Genomic DNA, 20,021 nt, shown 5'->3' with positions numbered 1-20,021 from the left:
TTATTCTTAGCCGATTATTTTAATTTAAATTTACATATTTAAATTTTTTAAAGTTGACAGAAGTGACCGTAACGCAGGTTCAGCTTTTTGTTCAATTGCTATATCGCGAACATTTTTTCCATCGTTATCTTTCAGAGATACATCAGCACCATGCTTAATTAAAAATTGAGCTATTTTTAAATTGTTAGCATCACCTGCGTGATAGTTTTCAAAGACAATATAATGTAAAGGTGTGCGACCACCTAGATCTTGAGCGTTTACCTTTGCTCCAGCGTTAATAAGAAGCTCTACGAGTTCAAAATGTTCTAAATCTACAGCAACATGCAATGGGCTTTCACGATTCTCATTATTTTGATCATTAATAAATTCAGGGTGAGATTGTATCAACTCTTTAACAAGTTTTAAATTAACTTGATCATTGTTGTCACCTTCTGCTAAATAATGTAACGGAGTGCTACCATCATAAGTTCCTTGAGCTTTATGTTTTGCTATCATTTTCATGACATCTGCTAATGAATTAAAATCAAAACTTCCAGAATCTTCATCCACGTCATTTCCTTTTTCACTTGCTAAGGCATCAGCAAGTAATTTTTTCATTTTTAAATCAGTGTTGTACTTAGCAGCTATATCAGCAGCTGTTAGGCCTCCAAAAATAGTTCCATCTTCTTCATGTTGCACAGCATCTATAATAGACAGATCTGCTCCATGATCAATCAAAAATCGAGCTATTTTTAAATTGTTAGCATCATTCTCAGTGTCTCCAAAAGCAATATAATGTAAAGCTGTTCTACCATTGACATCTTGAGCATTTACTTTTGCACCAGCGTTAATAAGAGCTTTTATTAGTTCAAAATTTTCTGAATCTGCAGCTACATGTAATGGGCTTTCCTGATTCTCATTATTTTGATCATTAATAAATTCAGGATGAGATTGCATTAATTCTTTAGCAATTTGTAATTCAACTGCATCACTTTCATCACCATTTGCTAAATAATGTAATGGAGTGCTACCGTCATAAGTTCCTTGAGCTTTATGTTGTGCTATCATTTTCATGACATCTGCTAATGAATTAAAATCATGATTTACAGAATCTTCATGCACGTCATTTCCTTTTTCATGCAAAAAATCACCATAATGTCTTGCTTCTAGTTGTAAGCTTGCTGGTAAGAGTGATAACATGAATAGTAATCTATATGTATATTTCATAATAAATTCCTTTTTTAAAAGTATGTTTTATTTGCATGTATAATAGTAGTTTATTTTCAGCGTGAAATGCAAGGGGTGGGGTTCTTTGTTGCAAATTATTACAATTTGAAACGAGTGTTTTTTGTATGCTTTTTAGTTAATAAGTCGATAGACAGCAGCTTGCTCAATTAAGTCATAAAGTGGCATCATATTGAGTTCTCGTGCTATTTTTGCAGCAGTTTTTCCCTCTTTGTCTTGTATATACAAGTTAGCTCCAGCCTTGAGTAATGCTTTTATAGAATCATTGGTAGTATCCTCATTGTGATGATATATCACTGCACTATGTAACGGAGTGTAACCATCTATGTCTTGTGCATTGACGTTTGCTCCTGCACCAATAAGAAGTGCTGCTAAGTTATAGGCATTATATTTGATTGCAAAATGTAATGGACTGGTTTCTGTTGGATTGTTTTGATTATTAACGTTTGATTCGCTCAGTACAAAGTTTATAGCAGCTTGCATGCCTTTGTCTGGACTATTAATTGCGGATAATAAAATAGGATGTACGCTTTGTTCTGTTAGTTGAGTCAACGTATCGGTTGTTTTTTCTTTTTTTTCTTCATCTTCAAATAGGTAATCATACACACTGTTTTTAGTATCTTGAGAACCTATAAAGGATGTCACTTCAGGTGTCGTATCAATTTTATTTTCAATCTCGTTTATAGGTGTTGTAAAATAATGATCTAACGCATCAACTACATTCTCATAAAAATTACCATTGCTTTTTTTGGCGATATGCTCTGGTTTGGTAGGGCTTATAGAAGCATACATATCTTCATATTCATTGCTCGCTGATACGTGATCATCTGATTTGTTATATGAGGTAACCATCGATTCAATTTCGTTCCATTGAAAAGAGATCATCATAATTAAAACTATTTTAAAATTATATTTCATCTTTCAACCTTATTTTGTTGTATGCTTATATTGTGATATTATTTTTGTATAGCATCAGTTTACAATAATTTCAGTTTGAATTGTAAGATTTTAAATTTTTTCATTGTCAGTTTTGTTTTTATTATATAAAAAATGCATGGAGTATATATTGATGTATAAAATAATTGCATTTGTTTTCTTTGTAGCCTTGAGTTTTTTTATGTATAAGCAATCTAGAACAAACATTAAAACAGATACATTTGGTATTGTTATTATTCTTAATGGTCCCTCTGCTGCAGGTAAATCAAGTTTGCAAAAAAGTATTCAGCGCTTAGCAGCTGTTCCCTACCTTGCCATTGGTATTGATAATTTTTTTAATGATCTGTTTCCTGATGAGCATGGAACATTAGGGGTAAAAGCTGATGCTGATTTTGGAAATGATTTAAGATGTGTAACGATCGAAAATAATATTGTCTCTTTACATGTTGGGCAATCTGGTCAAAAAATTATCAAAGGTATGCATGCAGCTATAGCTGGGTATGCAAAAGCAGGTAATAATGTTGTGGTTGATTACATTATGTATGAGCAAGCATGGATAAAAGATTTGCTCAAACAGTTACAAGGTTGTCCCGTCTATCTTATTGGTGTAACAGTCCCGCTTGATATTTTGCAAGCTCGTGAACAAGCTCGCAGTACAAGTCCTATTGGACATGCTGCAAGTCATTATTATTCTGTGCATGAAGGTAATAATTATGACCTGTGGATTGATAATTCACAAGGTACTCCTGATGATGGAGCTCGTAAAATTCTAGATTTTATACAACAGAATCCAAAATAGTTTCATAAACTAAAAATACATTAAGAGACTTTGAGGTGTGAGCTAAAAAGTCTCTTTTAATTTTTGCATAGAAAATAGTTTTTAAGATTTGGTAACAGGGCTTTGAAAGTACAAGGGAAAAATTTCTGTAGCTGTGTTGTTTTCACGATATTTTTTATAGGTTTGATTCAGCAGTGCAGTTGAACTTGCAAAGAGTAGTTCTTGGTCAATGTGTGCATTGCCCGCAAATTTTTGAGAAATATACAATTGATGCTTAACTGATCCGTTGCCTACAAATAATAATGACTGATTTTTATACGTGTTATTAAGCATTTCAACCAGATTGCAAATAGATGTATAGCCTTGTTGCCCAGATGATTTTATTGCAAAATAAACATCGTTACCAAAGGCGTCAAGAATTGCGACTTGATGTTCTTGTTTATTTTCCTGCAAAAGAAGTTCTAAGCCATTACAATCAATTAAAGGAGTTTTTTGAGCAAACGAAATTCCATTTGCTGTTGCAATAATTGCTCGTAAGGTATTAAATGGACCAGGTCCTGTATTGATTCCAATGCATGCAATGTCTGATAAAATCAGACCATGGTTTGTTAGCAGTTGTGCAAGCGTTGGAATTATTAATCCAACAGCTTGTATTTTTGGTACCACCACTGTTTCAAGTGTAATTGAATTGCATGCAATACTCACTTCAAGATACTGGTATGGGTACTGAATAGTTATGATGTATGACATGAAGCCTATTTATTTCTTAACTTTTTGTTGTTGTAAAAATATTCCAAAGTGGTCAAACTCTAATGTTTTTTCTTTTTTTAAAGAGACCTTTCCGCAATTTAAGCATTTCCATCCTTCAAAGCTTAAAAAGTGATCGAAAAAAGATTGCTGAATCATGAGACCTGAGCACTTTCTACACTTCATTATTACTCCATTTTCATTTTAATAATGTTGCATGTTCTTTTTATTAAAAGACTTTAAATAAAGATGCTTATTAATGTCAAGAAATTGATTGATTGCTAAAAGGTAAATACGATTCAAGTATTATAGCAGCAGCGATTGAGTGTTGTGCAAGTTTTTCTTCTTTATTTTTCGGGCTACGAATTTTTTGTGCTTGTTTGCTTGTTAATCGTTCGTCCCATAAAACCCATTTTATTAAAGGGAACATGTCCTGTAATCTTTCTTTGGTTGCAACAACTAAGCGAGTTTGATCGCTTTCGGTTCCTTGCATTGTTTTTGGATAGCCAACAACAACTTCAGAAACTTTTTCTTGTACAAGCGCTTGTGTTAAAAATATTTCAAGGTCTGCTGCAGCAACAGTTTTATATGGTTTAACAAAAAATCTTAGTTGATCTGTTAAAGCAGTTCCTACCCATGCATCACCAAGATCAAGAGCCATAATTCTCATGGGACATCCTTTTTGAATTAAAATTCGATCGCAAATCAGCTATTTTTTGCGTGATTCTTTTAAGTTTTTATGTATGCTAATAAACAGATATACCACATAATCGCTCTTTAATTAAGGAATACTATGGATATTTCATCTATTATTACCATTGCGGCTCAAAATATATGGAGCTTTCCTTTGTTAATTGGTATTTTTGGAGTCTCTGTCTTTGTGACGCTTCAATTACGCTTTGTTCAATTTCGGCATTTTTTTAGTGCTATTGGCATGATTTTTTCTCCACAGGTAGATGTTTCTGCGACTAAAAAAAGTGGCGAATTAACAGCATTTCAAGCATTTATTAATACGCTTGGTGCAAATATTGGAAATGGTAGTTTATCAGGCGTTCCAGCTGCAATATGTATTGGTGGACCAGGTGCAGTATTTTGGCTTTTAGTAGCTTCAACATGTGCAGTAGCCCTTCGGTATGCAGAAGTATATTTAGGAATGGCTTTTATTGGCAAGTATAGATTTGGAAGTGCTAAAGGCGGACCAATGCTCTATTTAAGCTTGTTGCCAATGGGAATTTTCTTATCATATGCATTTGCTATATTTTGTTTAGGTTATGCATTGTTTGGTGGCAATATGATTCAGTGTAATACTGTTGGCCTTGCATTACAAAAAACATGGGGGATTGATCCTTATATTACTGCTTATTTTGCTTTAGCTTTTATTGGGTATGTTTTAATTGGTGGTGCGCAGCGTATTGTTTCATATTTAGATCTTTTAGTTCCTTTTAAAGTTGCTCTTTTTGTTGGTTCATCATTAATAGTTTTAATGTATCACTATCAAATGATCCCACATGCATTTTATTTGATATTTGATGGAGCTTTCAATCCGCAAGCTTTCATTGGTGGTTCTTTTGGCTATGCTTTACAAAAATCAATAGCAGTTGGCTTTCAACGTGGCATTTTAATTCATGAGGCAGGTTTAGGGACAGCAGCGGTTGCATTTGGTGCTACAACGGGTGAGCATGCAGTTAAAGACAGTGTTTTATCTATGTTGAGTGTTTATATTAACACCCACATTGTTTGTTTAATGATCGCGTTATCATTGCTTTCAAGTGGTGTTTGGAATAACGGTAGCGGTGAAACCAGTTCAGCTATGGTTATCTCAGCATACGAAACTGTATTTGGTTGGTTTGGCGGCTGGATTATCTCGTTCTTAGTTATTAATTTTGGGGTGAGCGTTTTAGTTTCATATGCATATCTTGGCAGAATTTGTTGGAGCTTTTTAACTGGCGGTAAATGTATGTACATTTTTCCATTATTATACGCAGCAAGTGCTTTCTTTGGAACGTATATGGATGTATACCTCATTTTAAATATTGCAGATTTGGTCAATGCAGGTCTATTTATTGTAAACATCGTCGGTGTTCTTTGGTTTATTGCCGTGGTGAAAAAAGGTCTTACTACTTACGAAAGTCAACGCGTATAACCATGAAGTTAGAATTACCAAAAATATATCCTGTAACCAGCCACACGGACAACGTGGGGGCTGGTTCTACTTTTGTAGCGATTCCAGGTACAAAAGAAAACGGCGCTGCCTACATTCGTTTAGCTCTTGAAAAAGGTGCGACAACTATTGTTGTGCAGCAGGGTGTTGTGTTGCCAAGTGATGTTATTGACGACATGATTCGATCTCATATTTCATGTATCTATGTTGAAAATTGCCGTAAAGCTTTAGCTGAGATGATAGCGCAAGCACTCAATCATCCTGCAAAAAAATTAAAATTAATTGGAATAACTGGGACAAAAGGTAAAACATCAACTTCCTACATGATCTACCATTTGCTCAAAGAACAAGGAAAAAAAGTAGCCCTTGTCAGCACTGCTGAAAAAATAATAGGTTCTCAGCTTGTTGCAGTAAACTTAACAACACCTTTACCTGAACATTTACATATGTTTTTTGATTTGTGTGTGCAGCAAGAAATGGAATATGTTGTGATGGAAGTCTCAGCTCAATCATTAAGTTTATATCGTGTATATGGACTTGAGTTTGACGCAGGAGTCTTTACTAATTTTTCGTTAGAGCATCTTGAATTTTATAAAGATATGCAAGAATATTTGGATGCTAAGGTTACTTTTTTTAGCATGGTAAAAGATCCAGCTCATATGTTTATTAATGCGCAAGATCCATCAGGAGCTCAATTACTTTATCAATATCCTTTGTATAGTTCTTTTTCGTTAGAAAATCCAACAGCTACAAGATATGCATTAGCGACGCTTTCATCACGATCAATTTTATTGCAACTTAAGCATGATGAAAATATGTATGCATTTCATGCAAATCTTGTTGGTAAATTTAATGCGTATAATTTATTATCCGCAATTATTGTGATGCACAGTCTTGGTTTTTCTTTTGCATCAATAGAACCTACAACAGCTTCACTGGCGCAAATTCCTGGTCGCATGGAGCAGTACCCATTAAAAAATGGGGCAACTTGCTTTATTGATTATGCTCATAACCCTTCTTCCTATGAAGCGGTTCTTTCAACGTTACGCCAAATGACCGACCACTTAGTTGTCGTTTTTGGTGCAGGTGGTGCTCGTGATCGGAGTAAACGGCCTATGATGGGAGCAATTGTAGAAAAATATTCTGATATTGCGATTGTGACATCAGATAATCCTCGTGATGAATCAGCAGCAGCGATTGCAGACGATATTGTTGCAGGATTTACGGGAATGAGAGAATTTGAGCACATTCGAGAGTTGAATAGAACGAAAGCTATTGAACTTGCGTATCAATTATCGCGACAAGGTAGTGTGATTGCTGTGCTTGGAAAAGGTCGTGATGAATACCAAATTGTTGGGCACTTGACGTTCCCATTTAAGGAAAGAGCGATCATTCGGCCCTTTTTGAGAGAAGATAGTCTTTACAAAAGCCTGTAAAAAAGGTATTTTTTTACTATAATGTCAGTTTAATTTCAATAAATTCAAAGGTGGTTTAGCTATGACAAGTGATTGTTTATACGCAATAATTGCTGGCGCATCGATTTTAGGCTTTCTTGTTATTCTTTTCCTTAATATGCGCATAGCATCTATTAAGGTTAATGATATCAAGGCTGCTAAAATTGCGTTAGCTATTCGTAGTGGTGCGATGATATTTTTACGAGAAGAGTATAAAATTATTAGTGGTGTAGCTCTAGCAGTTGCAGCATTATTAGTTTATGCAACTCATGATTTCTATGTTCCTGCAGCATTTTTATTGTCCTGTGCAATTTCTATGTTTGTTGGTTTTATCGGTATGCGTGCTGCAACAGGCGCAAACGTAAGAACAACAATTGCTGCAAAAGACTTAGGTGAATCAGCGGCTTTGTTAACAGCTTTCTTTGGCGGCGGAGTTATGGGATTTGCAGTAGCAAGTTTTGGGCTTTTAGGTCTTGGGGTTGTTTTCTTTTTTACTTCTGAATTATCTCATTTTGTTCAAGTGTTAACTGCATTTGCAGCAGGTTCAAGCTTAGTAGCTTTCTTTGCTCGTGTTGGTGGCGGTATTTATACTAAGTCTGCTGACGTTGGTGCTGATTTAGTTGGTAAATTAGAACTAGGTATTCCTGAAGATGATCCAAGAAACCCTGCAGTTATTGCAGATAACGTTGGTGATTGTGTTGGTGATACTGCTGGTATGGGTGCAGATATTTTTGAATCATATGTTGGTGCAATGATTTCAGCGATTATTTTAGCATTAAGCGCTGGCTACTCTTTTGATCTTGTTTCATTACCATTAGTTTTATCAGCATTGGGACTTTTTGGTTCTGCGTGCGGTATTTTCTTTGGTTATGTAATCAAACAATCTCCAGCAGCGTTATTGCGTAATGCAACATACTTTGCAATGGTTGTTTTCTTATCTCTTGCATACGCATATATGAATTACATGGCAATTGATATGAACTACTTTGTAGCAGTTATCATTGGGTGTATTTCAGGTGTAGCTATTGGTATGATCACTGAATATTATACAGGCGGAAAACCAATGGTTGATGTTGCTCGCAGCTCAATTTCTGGTGCAGCTACCAACATTATTTACGGTTTATCTGTAGGTATGGAATCAACTGTATTCCCTGTTTTATTCTTGTCTGGTGCAACTCTATTAGCATTTACTTACGGCGGTGGTTTATTTGGTGTATCAATCGCTGCAGTTGGTATGCTTGCAACAGTTGGTATCACGATGACTGTTGATGCGTACGGGCCTATTGCGGATAACGCAGGCGGTATTGCAGAAATGGCTGGTTTTGATAAATCAGTTCGTAAAATCACTGACGGTTTAGATGCTCTTGGTAACACAACAGCAGCTATGGGTAAAGGTTTTGCTATTGGTTCAGCGTTAATGACATCAGTTGCTCTATTCAACGCGTTTGCTCAACAAGCAGGCATTGATGCAATTAACGTTATTGATCCTACGGTATTAGCAGGCGTATTTATTGGCGGAGTTATGCCATTTTTAATTTCAGCATTAACTATGCGTTCAGTTGGTGATGCAGCATTAAAAATGGTTGTTGAAGTTCGTCGTCAATTTAAAGAAATTGCAGGCTTAGCTGAAGGTACAACAGATCCTGATTACGAAAGCTGTATCGCAATTGCAACCAAAGCAGCATTGCAAGAAATGGTTTTACCTGGTGTATTATCAATTCTAGCTCCAATCGTAGTTTTCTACCTTCTAGGCGTACATGCTTTAGGTGGTTTACTGGTTGGTGCGACTGTTGTAGGTGTATTGCTAGCATTAATGATGGCAAATGGCGGTGGAGCATGGGATAATGCTAAAAAATTCATCGAATCTGGTGAATTAGGTGGCAAAGGTTCTGATGCACACAAAGCGGCTATTGTTGGTGATACAGTTGGAGATCCTTTCAAGGATACATCTGGTCCAGCATTAAACATTTTGATTAAACTTATGTCAGTTGTAGCATTGCTACTTGTTTCATAAACTTTAATTATAGAGTATAGAAAAGGGCGGATTAAACTCCGCCCTTTTTCATTATGCACCTACTTGAGTTCTTTGTGTATTACGCTGTATCAAGTTAAATTTATTTTGCTTTGTATCGTTATCAATTGAATTAGGAAAGATAGCTGATAGTTTGTCAGCAAAAACTTGTTCCTCAGATATTTTTTTATTTATTTGTTCTTGAGTTCTTACTATTCCACCAACTTGTTTTCCAACACATTTTCCGTTATTTATAAATATGATAAAAGGATAGCCTGGAACATGGGTGATAATTGTATCGCCTTGCTCATTTTTATCAGATTTTTTTGTATTTTTTAATAATTGTACTTTTACTTCATCATTGTTACCTAATTGACCTGCAAGGGCATGAACAACAATATCTTCAGTTGGGATAGATTCTTTTCCCTCATCTGGGGTTAATGCGTGAGCATCGGCTTTATAAAAAGCGATATTCTCAAATTTTTTATTATGAGCAGCTTTTTCAATAATGGGAGCCATTTTGTGACACCATCCACAATTTTGCATGGATAACGAAATTACAACTGGACCTTGGCTTTTTGTTAAAATATTTTGTAATTCAGTTTGAGTTTTGATTTCAGTGATTCCATGATCTAGTTCATGACGACAGCTAAATAATGTTGATGAAATGAGCATGACGCATGCAAGTAGATTTTTTTTATATAAACTCATGATATCCCCCTTTGGTTTACTTATTTTTTTCTCTTTTTCTGATTTTATTATACCAAGATCAAATGCCTGTTTGTCAATGTTTTGAATTTGTAACTATAATAAACAATTCAAATGATGCTTTTTGGTGCATGCAAAGAGTTGTTTTTATAATTTATAAAAAGTTTTCTTCCTGAAAAAAAATATAAAATCAACACATTTTTTATGAATTATTTTTTGTAAAAAAATTAAAAAATATCGCTTGATTAGCACTCGTAAATTAGGTAATCTACTTAATAAAAATGCTAAAAAAGCGCTTACTTAAGAATATTTACGTGATTAAAATTATTTTTTAAATAATCTTTTTTTCTATTGTAATTATAAGTACGTGCAAATTTAGTTTTTACCGTAATAAAAATTCAATATGTAATTTAAGCATTGACGAGCGGGAGTTGAAAGTGGTAAACCAAAATACAAAGTTATTTGATAAAAATTTTTATGTAACTCTCAAAGACATGACAACGGTATCTTTCAGCTCTTCAGACATTAAAAAGCTTGTTGCAAGAGCAGCTCTTGGATATGAGCTACAGGTTGATATTGATAAAATCGTTGCAACAGCACGACAAAGCATGTTCGATTTTATGAGTATGAAAGATTTTAATAATGTTATTGTTTTGGCAACTGTACCATTTTCAGAGCTTGATCAAGCATACAGTTTTGTTGCAGCTCGTTTATTAAATCATGCAATATTGTATGAAGTTACAGGACAATCATATGATGAAGCAACCTACCAATCTGTTTATCAGTCAGCATTCATGCAAGGAATTCATCGAGGAATTGATGTTGGGTTGTTTGATGCAGCTCTTTTAAGTTATGACCTTGCGTATCTTGCTCAGGCATTGCAAACTGACCGCGATGACTTATTTGGGTATTTAGGTTTAAAAACTATATATGCAGGATATTTACAAAAATTTGACGATGTTCGCTTTGAGCTTCCTCAGGCTTTTTGGATGCGTATTGCTATGGGTCTTGCTATGAATGAACAAGATAAAAATAAAAAAGCCGTAGAATTTTATGATCTTTTATCAAAGATGCTCTTTGTTTCATCAACACCAACTCTTTTGCATGCAGGACAAAATAAAGCACAATTAAGCTCTTGCTACATTACCTTTGTTGATGATGACTTACATCATATATTCAAATGCATTGGTGATAACGCTCAAATGTCCAAATGGTCTGGCGGAGTTGCAAATGACTGGACTGCTTTGCGTGGAACAGGGGCAATGGTTACTTCGATTAACACCTGTTCACAGGGTGTTATTCCATTTTTAAATGTTGCAAACAGCACAACAGCTGCTATTAATCGTAGTGGTAGCCGTCGTGGTGCAGTGTGCGCTTATCTTGAATCATGGCATTATGATTTTGAAGATTTCTTAGATTTACGTCGTAATACCGGTGACGAACGTCGTCGTACACATGACATGAATACAGCAGCATGGATTCCTGACCTGTTTATGAAGCGAATTGAAGAAGATGCCCAATGGACATTGTTCTCACCAGAAGAAACACCAGACCTTCATGAAATTTATGGTAAGAAATTTGAAGAGCAGTATGTTATGTATGAGCAAATGGCTGAAGAAGGTAAAATTAAGCTATTTAAAAAAATGCCAGCAAAACAGTTATGGCGTAAATTACTGACAAGGCTTTTTGAAACTGGTCATCCATGGCCAACATTTAAAGATGCATGTAATGTTCGATCGCCACAAGATCATGTTGGTGTTATTCATTCATCAAATTTATGTACCGAAATAACATTGAATACCAGTCGTGAAGAAACTGCGGTTTGCAATATTGGTTCATTAAACTTAGCGAAGTTTATTAAAAATGGAGAAATCAATGAAGTTGCGTTAGCCGATGCAGTAAAAATAGCAATGCGTATGCTTGATAACGTTATTGATATTAATTTTTATCCTACTATTGAAGGGCAAGTTGCAAACCAACGCCACCGTCCAGTAGGGCTTGGGGTGATGGGATTACAAGATGCATTATTTCAGCTTCGTGTTCCTTTCGATTCTCAGGAAGCTATGGATTACTCAGACCAACTTATTGAAATGGTTTCATACTATGCAATTTTAGCTTCATCACAGTTAGCGCAAGAGCGTGGTCAGTATGCTTCGTTTAAAGGCTCTAAGTGGGATCGAAATATATTCCCTATCGATACGATTGCTTTATTATCAAAAGAACGTGGCATGCAGATTCCTTTGCTTGGTAAAGAGACAAAAGATTGGTCTGTAGTTCGTCAGGCTGTGCAAAAATATGGCATGAGGAATTCTAATACCATGGCGATTGCACCGACAGCAACAATTTCAAATATTTCAGGCTCGTTTCCGTGTATTGAACCGATTTATAAAAATTTATATGCAAAAGCAAACTCAAGTGGAGAGTTTGCAGTTTTAAATAGTTATCTTGTTGATGATCTTAAGAAGTTAAATCTGTGGAATGAGCAGATGCGAGATCGTATTAAATATTATGATGGAAGTATTCAACAGATTGAAGAAATTCCTGCTGATATTCGTTCGTTGTATAAAACAGCTTTTGAAATTGATCCAGAGTGGATGGTTAAAATGACAGCTGCTCGTGGAAAATGGATTGATCAGTCTCAATCTCATAACGTTTTTATGCAAGGAGTTTCAGGTAAAAAACTACATGATGTCTACATGGCAGGTTGGAAGCTTGGTTTGAAAACTTTTTACTATTTACGAACACTTGCGGTTAGTCAGGTAGAAAAATCAACACTTGATGCGCAAAAATATGGATTTACTCAAATGCGTGAGTACAAAGATAGTACAACTGCACCAGTTGTATCAGCGTCGCAAGATAATGCACCAACAGATGAAAATCAAGAAATAGAAGAAGTAGCAAAAAAATCATGTCGCTTGATAGATCCAAGCTGTGATTCATGCCAGTAAAAAAGGAATAGTATGGGAATAATTCGAGATTCAAAAACAGATCCTAATAAAATTTTACCAATGAGATATTTATGGGCAAGAAAATATTATCAAGGTGGAATTGCTAATAATTGGACTCCTGAAGAAGTTTCAATGCAACGAGATGTTGAACAATGGAAATCTGCAACAGCGCTGACTCCTCAAGAGCGCCATTTAGTTCTTTTAAACCTTGGTTTTTTTTCAACTGCCGAGTCATTAACGGCAAACAACCTTGTGCTTGCAGTGTATCGTCATGTAACAAATCCTGAGTGTCGTCAATATTTATTACGACAGGCATTTGAAGAAGCTGTGCATACCGATACGTTTATTTATTGTTGCGATACACTTGGCCTTGATCCAGATATGATTTACAACATGTATGAAAGCGTTGATGTTATTAAGGCAAAAGATGATTTCGTTGTTAATTTAACAAAATCTATTTTTGACCCTAACTTTGATATTGTTGATGCCAAGACAACACAACAATTTGTCCATGATCTTGTAGGGTATTACGTGATCATGGAAGGAATATTCTTTTATGCTGGTTTTGCAATGATGTTGTCATTGCGCCGTCATAATAAAATGGTAGGCATTGGTGAGCAGTTTGAATATATTATGCGTGATGAAAGTATTCATTTAGCATTTGGTTGTGATTTGATTAACACAATTCGTACAGAAAATCCTGAAATTTGGACAGTAGCTTTCCAGCAAGAGATTGTTTCATTAATTAAACAAGCAGTTGAGCTTGAAATTGCGTATGCAATCAGTGCTTGTCCAGATGGTTTACTTGGAATAACAAGCCAGCAATTTGTTGATTATGTGCAACATATTGCCGATCGTCGTTTAGAGCGTATTGGATTGCAAAGTATTTATCATGTAGAAAATCCATTTCCTTGGATGTCGCAAGCAACAGATTTAAGCAAAGAAAAGAATTTCTTTGAAACTCGTGTGACTGAATACCAGGCAGCTGGTTCGCTTGATTGGGAAGAGTAAAAAATACAAAAAGGCCTCTTGATTTCAAGAGGCCTTTTTGCTTACTTGTAAAATTATTCTAAATTAGATTTTTTTGTTAACTCAGCAATTACGATTTCTTTAGGAAAATTTTTAAGATTGAGCTTTGCTGGAATTTCATTCAGCTTTCTTTCTTGTATTGCTTGCATCCAAAAAAGAGTATCCCATAGCAGACTTTTTCTGTGCTGATGCTCTTGTAAGAATGTAAGACCCTCAATAATTTGTTTATCTGTTTGCGTATCAAGATATTGACTGAATGAATTTGCTTCTTGTAGATACACAGACAAAGGGCGTTGATCATTGGGGTCAAAGATTTTTTCTACAACATTTTTAATTTCAATAAGGGCTTGCTCTCGAGTGAGTTGTTGAGGATGCAAATCTTTTGTTGTCCTTGCCCTCGGTTCATCTGTTTTTTGCTCTAAAATTTTCAAGGTCAATTCATTAAATGTTTCTTCAAGAGTTGTTAAAATTTCTGATAGCTTTACAGTAAAAAGTTCAGTTTCATTCTTAAATTTTGTCTGCAAAACTTGCATCTTTGTATCAAATTTAGATGCACTATTTTCTATGTAAGAAGCATCTTTTTTATATTCTATTTTTTTTAAAAAAGGTTGAACTATTGTTGGTTTTGCTACCTGAGAATCTGGGGTCATATAGAAAAGGGAAGGGTACACTTTTTCTTTTGCATGAGCATCTGTTTGAGAAATTAAATTTGGAATATGTTTTGAACTTGCTCGCAGTAACGTATGTGCTGCGCAAGCATCTAAGTATGAAAAGAAATCTGTATTTATAGGAACTAATACAAGAAAAAATATATATTTATGAAATGATGTATAATTAATTTTAAACATATTATTTCTTTTTGATTTGGTTTTTATTGTCTATATGAAATAATAATACAGTATTTATATTGCTTTAATCAATAATTTTTTGATTAAATTTATGACTTTTGTGATTTTTTTGACGTGAAAAGAGGTGCATTGTAAAAACAGTGCACCTCTTTTTTTATGTTTAGTATCTAAACATTATCAATTTAGCTTACAACAGATGTTTCAGTTGTAACCACATTACCATTTGGTTTTACTTGACGTGTTGATTTCCATGAAGATCTTTCTACACGATCTTGTGGTGTCATATTTTGCCATGTTGACCTGCGTTCAGCTCGTTGCTCAGATGTCATTCCACTATTTCGTCGTGTTCTTCTTGTTGTACCTTCGTCTTCTTCAGTTAACATAGATCTTCTTGAACAACTTGAACCCTGACATTTTTTTGTTGTAGTTTTGTGTGAGCAATGAGAACCATCACACTTTTTTTCAGTTGTTTCAGTCACAACAGCTGGCGCAGCAACTGGCTCAACTGTGACCATGTCTGACGTCGTTGTCGTTGTCGTAGTTTCTTCTACAACGCTTGCGTTCATCATGCATGCAGAAGTTGAAAGAAGTAATGATAACGCTAAAAATTTTAAATTTTTCATAATAATTCCTTTTTTTATGAGTACAAGAGTTTAATAATTTAATCCTGAATAACTGTCGTTGTTTCTGTTGTCGTAACAACATCATCTGAGTTTGTTAGTAGTGCAGGGCGCGTTGTTCTGTATTCAGTTACTTTTTTAGAGCGAGTGCCAGGGAAATTTGAACTACGTACTGTTGAAGTTCGTGTTGTTCTTACAGGAGCTATTTCTTCTACCACAACAGTTGTAGGAATAACTTCTTCTATCACAACATGTGGTTGATGGCGTAGACAGCTATTACTTGTGCACTTTTTATGATTTCTAGAGTTTTCGCGAATGGTACAAGAATTACCTTTACAGGTTGTCGTTGTGATTGATCCATCTGCATTTTGTACTCTTGTTGTATTTTTAGACATCATAACCATTGATGTTGAAAGAAGCATTGATAATGCTAATAATTGTAATTTTTTCATAACAGTTCCTTTTTTTGTAGTATTACTTACGATAAGTAATTTCTATATGAATAACTTATCAGATTATTTGCTTTAAAATCAACAGTTTTGTTATTTTGTTCAGTTGTTTTATTTGAATGATTAATGATTGCTGACTGAATTTTGACGTTAAAAAAAGGTGATGTTTCATTGTGTTAAACATCACCTTACTATGATCAAAATATAATTTTAGCCTTGATTACCTGATCTACGAGCTTGTCTACGAGCCATTCTTCGTGGCATTTGCTTTTGTTTTTGTTGCTGTTCTGTAAGCTTTTTTTGTTGTTCTGGAGTTAACTGAGATTTAAAAGCTGCTCGTTCATCAGGACTCATTTTTTGCATCATTGCTTTTTTTTCTTGTTTGTCCATGCTTGCAAATTTTGCTGCTTGAGGAGACATTGATTTTGCAGGCACATCAGACTCTCCTGTTTGTACGGTTGCACAACTGATAAAAAGCATTGATAGAGTTGCTGCATATAGTTTTTTCATAAGTTTTTCCTTTTTGTGTAACAATATTTTTTATTTCTTTGTAAGAATAAGTTATCAAGGTCAAATATTTGAATACAATGATTTTTAAAATAACTGTAATTATGAAATTAAAACTGTACGCCTGACAGGGATATGTTCTTGAAGCGCTTGTGCAGCTGCAGTGGTTCTGGAATTAGATTTACACAAAAACAGCATATCGATATGAGTTGCTCCAAAAGTTTTGATCATATGAGATGCAAGTGTATATTCTATCCATGATTGACTTGAAGGACGAGCTCCTAAAGCCCCGCAATCAAATGCATAGATAACTCCATTTTTTTCAATAAGATAGAAGTTTTGATTTCCTTGCATGATAACTGAGTGACTATATTTCTTTTTTAAAGTGACTTTGGCAAGAGGTATGCATAGATATAAGCATGTCAAAAAAAATATACGTTGGTTTTGTGTGTATTTTTTTTTGCTATAGAGCATACAAGCTACAATTGCTGCAAGAACAGAAAGTGGAAATAAATAGTTTGGGTACCCAACAAGCCAGTTGACTGATCCAAAAGATAAAAAATAGTCCCAAATATTGGTTACCCATTCAAGTAATCCGGTAGCCAATGAATTGGGAATACCAAAAATATCACAGGTAAATATAACAGCTGATACAAAAATAAATACAGTTAAAAATTGTGCAAAAACAAGATTTCCTACAATCGTCATAACTGATATAGAAAGTCCCCATGCAATTAAAATAGGAAGCATCACCACAGAAATTAAGAGTTGCAGTTCTAAGAAAAATAAAAAACTAGTCCAGAGCTTTTTTAGTTTTTGTCGCATAATCAGCAGAAAGATATAAATTTTTCCAAAATATTTTTGATCCGCCTGTCATAGCAGGATTTTTTATAGCCCATTGCAAAACGTTGACCATTCCTTGGGCTTTGTGTTCTTGAATATCTTGGTTATGTAGATCTCTTTTTAATTCAGTTGCCCAATAGTTATAAAGATCGTCAGTTAATTTTCTAGATTCTTGTTCTTTAATGTCAAGAGAATCAACTTGTTTAATAAAATTGATCGGGTCATTAAATTGTAACGTGAAGAATGAATGCAATAAATTCTTGTATGTATCATCAACTTGAGACTGAAATTTTTTAACAACACAGCGAGACTGAATGGTTAATGGCAGCATCTCTGGGCGGTCTGTTAAAAAGAAGAAATTATACCCTTCAAATGGTTCTTCAACTGTTTTTAATAGTCGATTAGAGCAATGATCAGTAAGTCGTTCTGCTTGTTGTAATATAAAAAAGCGATACTCACCTTGATCGAGTTTAAATGATGCAGTATGTAGAATTTCATCAATTTGATCGAGTGAATATGAACGTTCAGGCGTAAGCCAAATAACCCACGGATGTTCTTTGTCTTTAATTTGCCTGCATGTTACACATTGCTGACAAGCTTGATGCGCGCACAGCTTGCTTTGTATAAGGCTTATGACTTCAGCTTGAAGAGTTTGCGGGTCACTTATCCATAAATGAGTTGGATGATGTGCAGGTCTATTCATTGTTGTTTTCAAGGTAACACATAACTACTTGAAATGCTTGCTCTGCGATTTCATCAGCAGGTGCAGTAGCATCTATAACAAAAACGTTTGAGCGGCCTTGTAGTATTGTATCAAAACCATCAATCAATTGTTGTTTTTTTTCTAAAATTTCTTTTTCAAAAGCAACTGATTCTTCGTTGTGGTGCTTGTTTCTTTGGGTAACTCTTGCCAACGCACTTTCAGAATCTATCTGTAAATAAAAAACGATATCTGGTTGCTGATCTTGCATTGCCCATTGATTAATAAATGCCATTTTTGATTGATCAAGCCCTTTTACATAGCCTTGATACACCAGCGATGAGTCTGCCATGCGGTCACAAATAACAATCTGATTTTTGTTTAAAGAAGGCATAATAATTTCGTGGAAATGTTGAGCACGATCTGCTGCAAATAATAAAAATTCTGCAAGTGTACAAGTTGGGGCTGTTTTATTCATTAATAGCGTTCGCAAACTTTTACCAAGTTCAGTCGCTCCTGGTTCTCGTGTTGTTACCACGTTTAATTGAACATCGGATAATTTTTGAGCAAGTTTCGTAATGAGAGTTGATTTTCCACAACCTTCAGTGCCTTCAATAGAAAATAAAAAACCGCGATTAATTTGCATAGGATTTGAGAGTAGTAAAGAGTTGGTTAATAATAAAAAAGAGATATAAAACAGCCTAATTTTTTGTTCATATTTTTCTTTCATAAGATAACGAGGATATCTACTTTAGGTTCATTATTTAGTATACAATCTATTATTTTTCTGCCCAGTGCAAACTTAAATAAACTAAATATTGTAAATAATATTTTTAGTTTGATACTATGTCATCAAATAAAAGGGAGATAATGAATATAAAAAAATTATTGTTTACGTACGGCATTTTATTTAGTGGCATGCTTTGTGCAGGTTATGCAGAAGAAGGAAACTTTATAAATTTTACCAACCGTTTATCGTTAAGGCTTATTGAAAATCAAACGGTCAACTGTTCATTTAAATTGTATTACTCAAATAGTGATTGCCTTGGATTAATTACTCCTCGATCTATTTTGACGCTGCAAGCTGGAGAAATGTTTTTACAACAAGATGAAAAATTATGCTTACAGTGTGTAAAAGGCTCATTTTTGCCAATTTATATGAAAGATGAAGGTCGAGTAAGTGGCCAAGTTCCTGCAGGTTTTCATGGCCCGTATTATCTTTCTATGTGGCTTGAGTATCCTGATGTCAGTGATGAAAAAAAGACTCATGTTCGCTATATGATAAAGACTGGTGCTCAAGGTGAGATTGGTGTAAGAATCGATCCACAAGGAAATTTTCAGATTTTAGCATTATCAAATATTAAATTATTACCAGTAACAGATGAAACACAAAAAAACATTCAAGGTAATTCTGTCAGTTCTTGAGCAGTTGCTTGAGCGTGGTATATAGGTATAGATTATACATTCTCTTTTCTTGCTATATGTAAGAAAAGAGAATTTTTTTATGACACATGCGTGACCTGTTTTGCACATGGTAAATTAACTATTTTTTTGGTATGGTACATAAAGACAGTTAGTTCATCTCTTTTTATCTAAGAAAGGAAATCATATGATCGATACTCATCAATTAGTATGGTTTAGCCTTTGTTTCTTATTTCTTTTTCTAGAAATGGGGCATCCAGGATTATTCTATTTTTTAGCTTTTTCGTGTGGTTCTTTCTGTTCTTATCTTACAACTTTTTATACATCAAATATTTTTTACCAGTTGGCAGTTTTTTTAGTTACCACAACGATCGCTCTTTGTTGTGCGTATTATTATATGCATAGAAATAATAGCCAACTGTTATCACCGTCTCATCGGTCAAATAATGATGCTTTAATTGGTCAAAAGGTGATGATTTATAAAGCTAGTGAGCATCACGATGTATGGCTTGCAAAAATATACGGTCAGGTGTGGGTCGTTAAGAATCTACGAAATGAATCTTTTGTAGATGGTCAATTCGTTATTATTCGTGGTGTGCAAGGTTGTCATTTACGAGTAGAGAGATTAGTTTAATT

General features: G+C 34.5%; 21 protein-coding genes. 8 read left to right on the top strand and 13 right to left on the bottom strand.

The window, feature by feature from the left end; translation table 11 throughout:
• Positions 1-30: 30 nt before the first annotated feature.
• Both C0J27_RS02660 and C0J27_RS02655 read right to left on the bottom strand, forming a co-directional pair.
• Complete coding sequence (locus C0J27_RS02660) at positions 31-1,206, bottom strand: ankyrin repeat domain-containing protein (protein WP_115585650.1); 1,176 nt, start codon at positions 1,204-1,206, stop codon at positions 31-33.
• A gap of 132 nt (positions 1,207-1,338) precedes the next feature.
• Entirely contained in the window at positions 1,339-2,142 is an 804-nt protein-coding gene (locus tag C0J27_RS02655) for an ankyrin repeat domain-containing protein (protein WP_115585649.1), read from the bottom strand.
• A gap of 199 nt (positions 2,143-2,341) precedes the next feature.
• On the opposite strand from C0J27_RS02655, the gene C0J27_RS02650 reads away from it, so the two are divergent.
• The gene (locus tag C0J27_RS02650) at positions 2,342-2,959 is read left to right on the top strand and encodes a chloramphenicol phosphotransferase CPT family protein (RefSeq protein WP_162801741.1); all 618 of its coding nucleotides are present in this window, start codon (positions 2,342-2,344) and stop codon (positions 2,957-2,959) included.
• An 81-nt stretch (positions 2,960-3,040) separates the two neighbouring features.
• On the opposite strand, the gene C0J27_RS02645 is transcribed toward C0J27_RS02650, so the two are convergent.
• The 3 genes from C0J27_RS02645 to ruvX form a co-directional block, all read right to left on the bottom strand.
• The gene (locus C0J27_RS02645; protein WP_115585647.1) at positions 3,041-3,688 is read right to left on the bottom strand and encodes a tRNA threonylcarbamoyladenosine biosynthesis protein TsaB; all 648 of its coding nucleotides are present in this window, start codon (positions 3,686-3,688) and stop codon (positions 3,041-3,043) included.
• A 9-nt stretch (positions 3,689-3,697) separates the two neighbouring features.
• A complete protein-coding gene (locus C0J27_RS05670; RefSeq protein ID WP_162801674.1) occupies positions 3,698-3,871 on the bottom strand; it encodes a hypothetical protein in 174 nt (57 codons plus the stop codon).
• Between the two features lie 76 nt (positions 3,872-3,947).
• Entirely contained in the window at positions 3,948-4,355 is a 408-nt protein-coding gene (gene ruvX / locus C0J27_RS02640; RefSeq protein ID WP_115585646.1) for a Holliday junction resolvase RuvX, read from the bottom strand.
• A 123-nt stretch (positions 4,356-4,478) separates the two neighbouring features.
• Here ruvX and C0J27_RS02635 point away from each other — a divergent pair, with 123 nt between their 5' ends.
• From C0J27_RS02635 to C0J27_RS02625, 3 genes are all read left to right on the top strand, one after another.
• On the top strand, positions 4,479-5,828 hold the full coding sequence (locus tag C0J27_RS02635; RefSeq protein ID WP_115585645.1) for an alanine/glycine:cation symporter family protein: 1,350 nt from the start codon (positions 4,479-4,481) through the stop codon (positions 5,826-5,828).
• 2 nt (positions 5,829-5,830) lie between these two features.
• Positions 5,831-7,282 (top strand): UDP-N-acetylmuramoyl-L-alanyl-D-glutamate--2,6-diaminopimelate ligase, encoded by a 1,452-nt coding sequence (locus tag C0J27_RS02630; protein ID WP_115585644.1) that lies wholly within the window; start codon positions 5,831-5,833, stop codon positions 7,280-7,282.
• Positions 7,283-7,343: 61 nt separating this feature from the next.
• Positions 7,344-9,314, top strand: a complete 1,971-nt coding sequence (locus C0J27_RS02625) for a sodium-translocating pyrophosphatase (protein ID WP_115585643.1) — start codon at positions 7,344-7,346, stop codon at positions 9,312-9,314.
• A gap of 51 nt (positions 9,315-9,365) precedes the next feature.
• On the opposite strand, the gene C0J27_RS02620 is transcribed toward C0J27_RS02625, so the two are convergent.
• Entirely contained in the window at positions 9,366-10,022 is a 657-nt protein-coding gene (locus C0J27_RS02620; protein WP_115585642.1) for a thioredoxin family protein, read from the bottom strand.
• Between the two features lie 434 nt (positions 10,023-10,456).
• Here C0J27_RS02620 and C0J27_RS02615 point away from each other — a divergent pair, with 434 nt between their 5' ends.
• Both C0J27_RS02615 and C0J27_RS02610 read left to right on the top strand, forming a co-directional pair.
• Positions 10,457-12,967 carry a ribonucleoside-diphosphate reductase subunit alpha gene (locus C0J27_RS02615; RefSeq protein WP_115585641.1) on the top strand — a complete coding sequence of 837 codons (2,511 nt, stop codon included), beginning with the start codon at positions 10,457-10,459 and terminating at the stop codon, positions 12,965-12,967.
• A 12-nt stretch (positions 12,968-12,979) separates the two neighbouring features.
• Positions 12,980-13,978, top strand: coding sequence for a ribonucleotide-diphosphate reductase subunit beta (locus C0J27_RS02610; protein ID WP_115585640.1), 999 nt, complete (start codon positions 12,980-12,982; stop codon positions 13,976-13,978).
• A gap of 53 nt (positions 13,979-14,031) precedes the next feature.
• Here C0J27_RS02610 and C0J27_RS02605 read toward each other — a convergent pair whose 3' ends face one another.
• The 7 genes from C0J27_RS02605 to tmk form a co-directional block, all read right to left on the bottom strand.
• The gene (locus C0J27_RS02605; protein ID WP_115585639.1) at positions 14,032-14,844 is read right to left on the bottom strand and encodes a hypothetical protein; all 813 of its coding nucleotides are present in this window, start codon (positions 14,842-14,844) and stop codon (positions 14,032-14,034) included.
• Positions 14,845-15,026: 182 nt separating this feature from the next.
• Entirely contained in the window at positions 15,027-15,467 is a 441-nt protein-coding gene (locus tag C0J27_RS02600) for a hypothetical protein (RefSeq protein ID WP_115585638.1), read from the bottom strand.
• A gap of 38 nt (positions 15,468-15,505) precedes the next feature.
• Entirely contained in the window at positions 15,506-15,916 is a 411-nt protein-coding gene (locus tag C0J27_RS02595) for a hypothetical protein (protein WP_115585637.1), read from the bottom strand.
• Between the two features lie 207 nt (positions 15,917-16,123).
• Complete coding sequence (locus C0J27_RS02590; protein ID WP_115585636.1) at positions 16,124-16,423, bottom strand: hypothetical protein; 300 nt, start codon at positions 16,421-16,423, stop codon at positions 16,124-16,126.
• 99 nt (positions 16,424-16,522) lie between these two features.
• Positions 16,523-17,245: a hypothetical protein gene (locus C0J27_RS02585; protein WP_115585635.1), complete on the bottom strand. Its 723-nt coding sequence runs from the start codon at positions 17,243-17,245 to the stop codon at positions 16,523-16,525.
• Positions 17,214-17,978 (bottom strand): DNA polymerase III delta subunit-related protein, encoded by a 765-nt coding sequence (locus tag C0J27_RS02580; protein ID WP_162801740.1) that lies wholly within the window; start codon positions 17,976-17,978, stop codon positions 17,214-17,216. Before C0J27_RS02580 ends, C0J27_RS02585 begins: the two co-directional genes overlap by 32 nt.
• A complete protein-coding gene (gene tmk, locus C0J27_RS02575) occupies positions 17,959-18,693 on the bottom strand; it encodes a dTMP kinase (protein ID WP_115585633.1) in 735 nt (244 codons plus the stop codon). Before tmk ends, C0J27_RS02580 begins: the two co-directional genes overlap by 20 nt.
• A gap of 140 nt (positions 18,694-18,833) precedes the next feature.
• Between tmk and C0J27_RS02570 the strand changes: the two genes are divergently transcribed.
• Both C0J27_RS02570 and C0J27_RS02565 read left to right on the top strand, forming a co-directional pair.
• Entirely contained in the window at positions 18,834-19,388 is a 555-nt protein-coding gene (locus C0J27_RS02570; RefSeq protein ID WP_115585632.1) for a hypothetical protein, read from the top strand.
• A 184-nt stretch (positions 19,389-19,572) separates the two neighbouring features.
• Complete coding sequence (locus C0J27_RS02565; RefSeq protein WP_115585631.1) at positions 19,573-20,019, top strand: NfeD family protein; 447 nt, start codon at positions 19,573-19,575, stop codon at positions 20,017-20,019.
• The last annotated feature ends 2 nt before the right edge of the window (positions 20,020-20,021 follow it).

The sequence above is a fragment of the Candidatus Chromulinivorax destructor genome, from assembly GCF_003366055.1.
Classification (GTDB): domain Bacteria; phylum Babelota; class Babeliae; order Babelales; family Chromulinivoraceae; genus Chromulinivorax; species Chromulinivorax destructor.
Note: the sequence above shows the minus strand (reverse complement) of the source record. Positions and strands in the feature narration are given on the sequence as shown.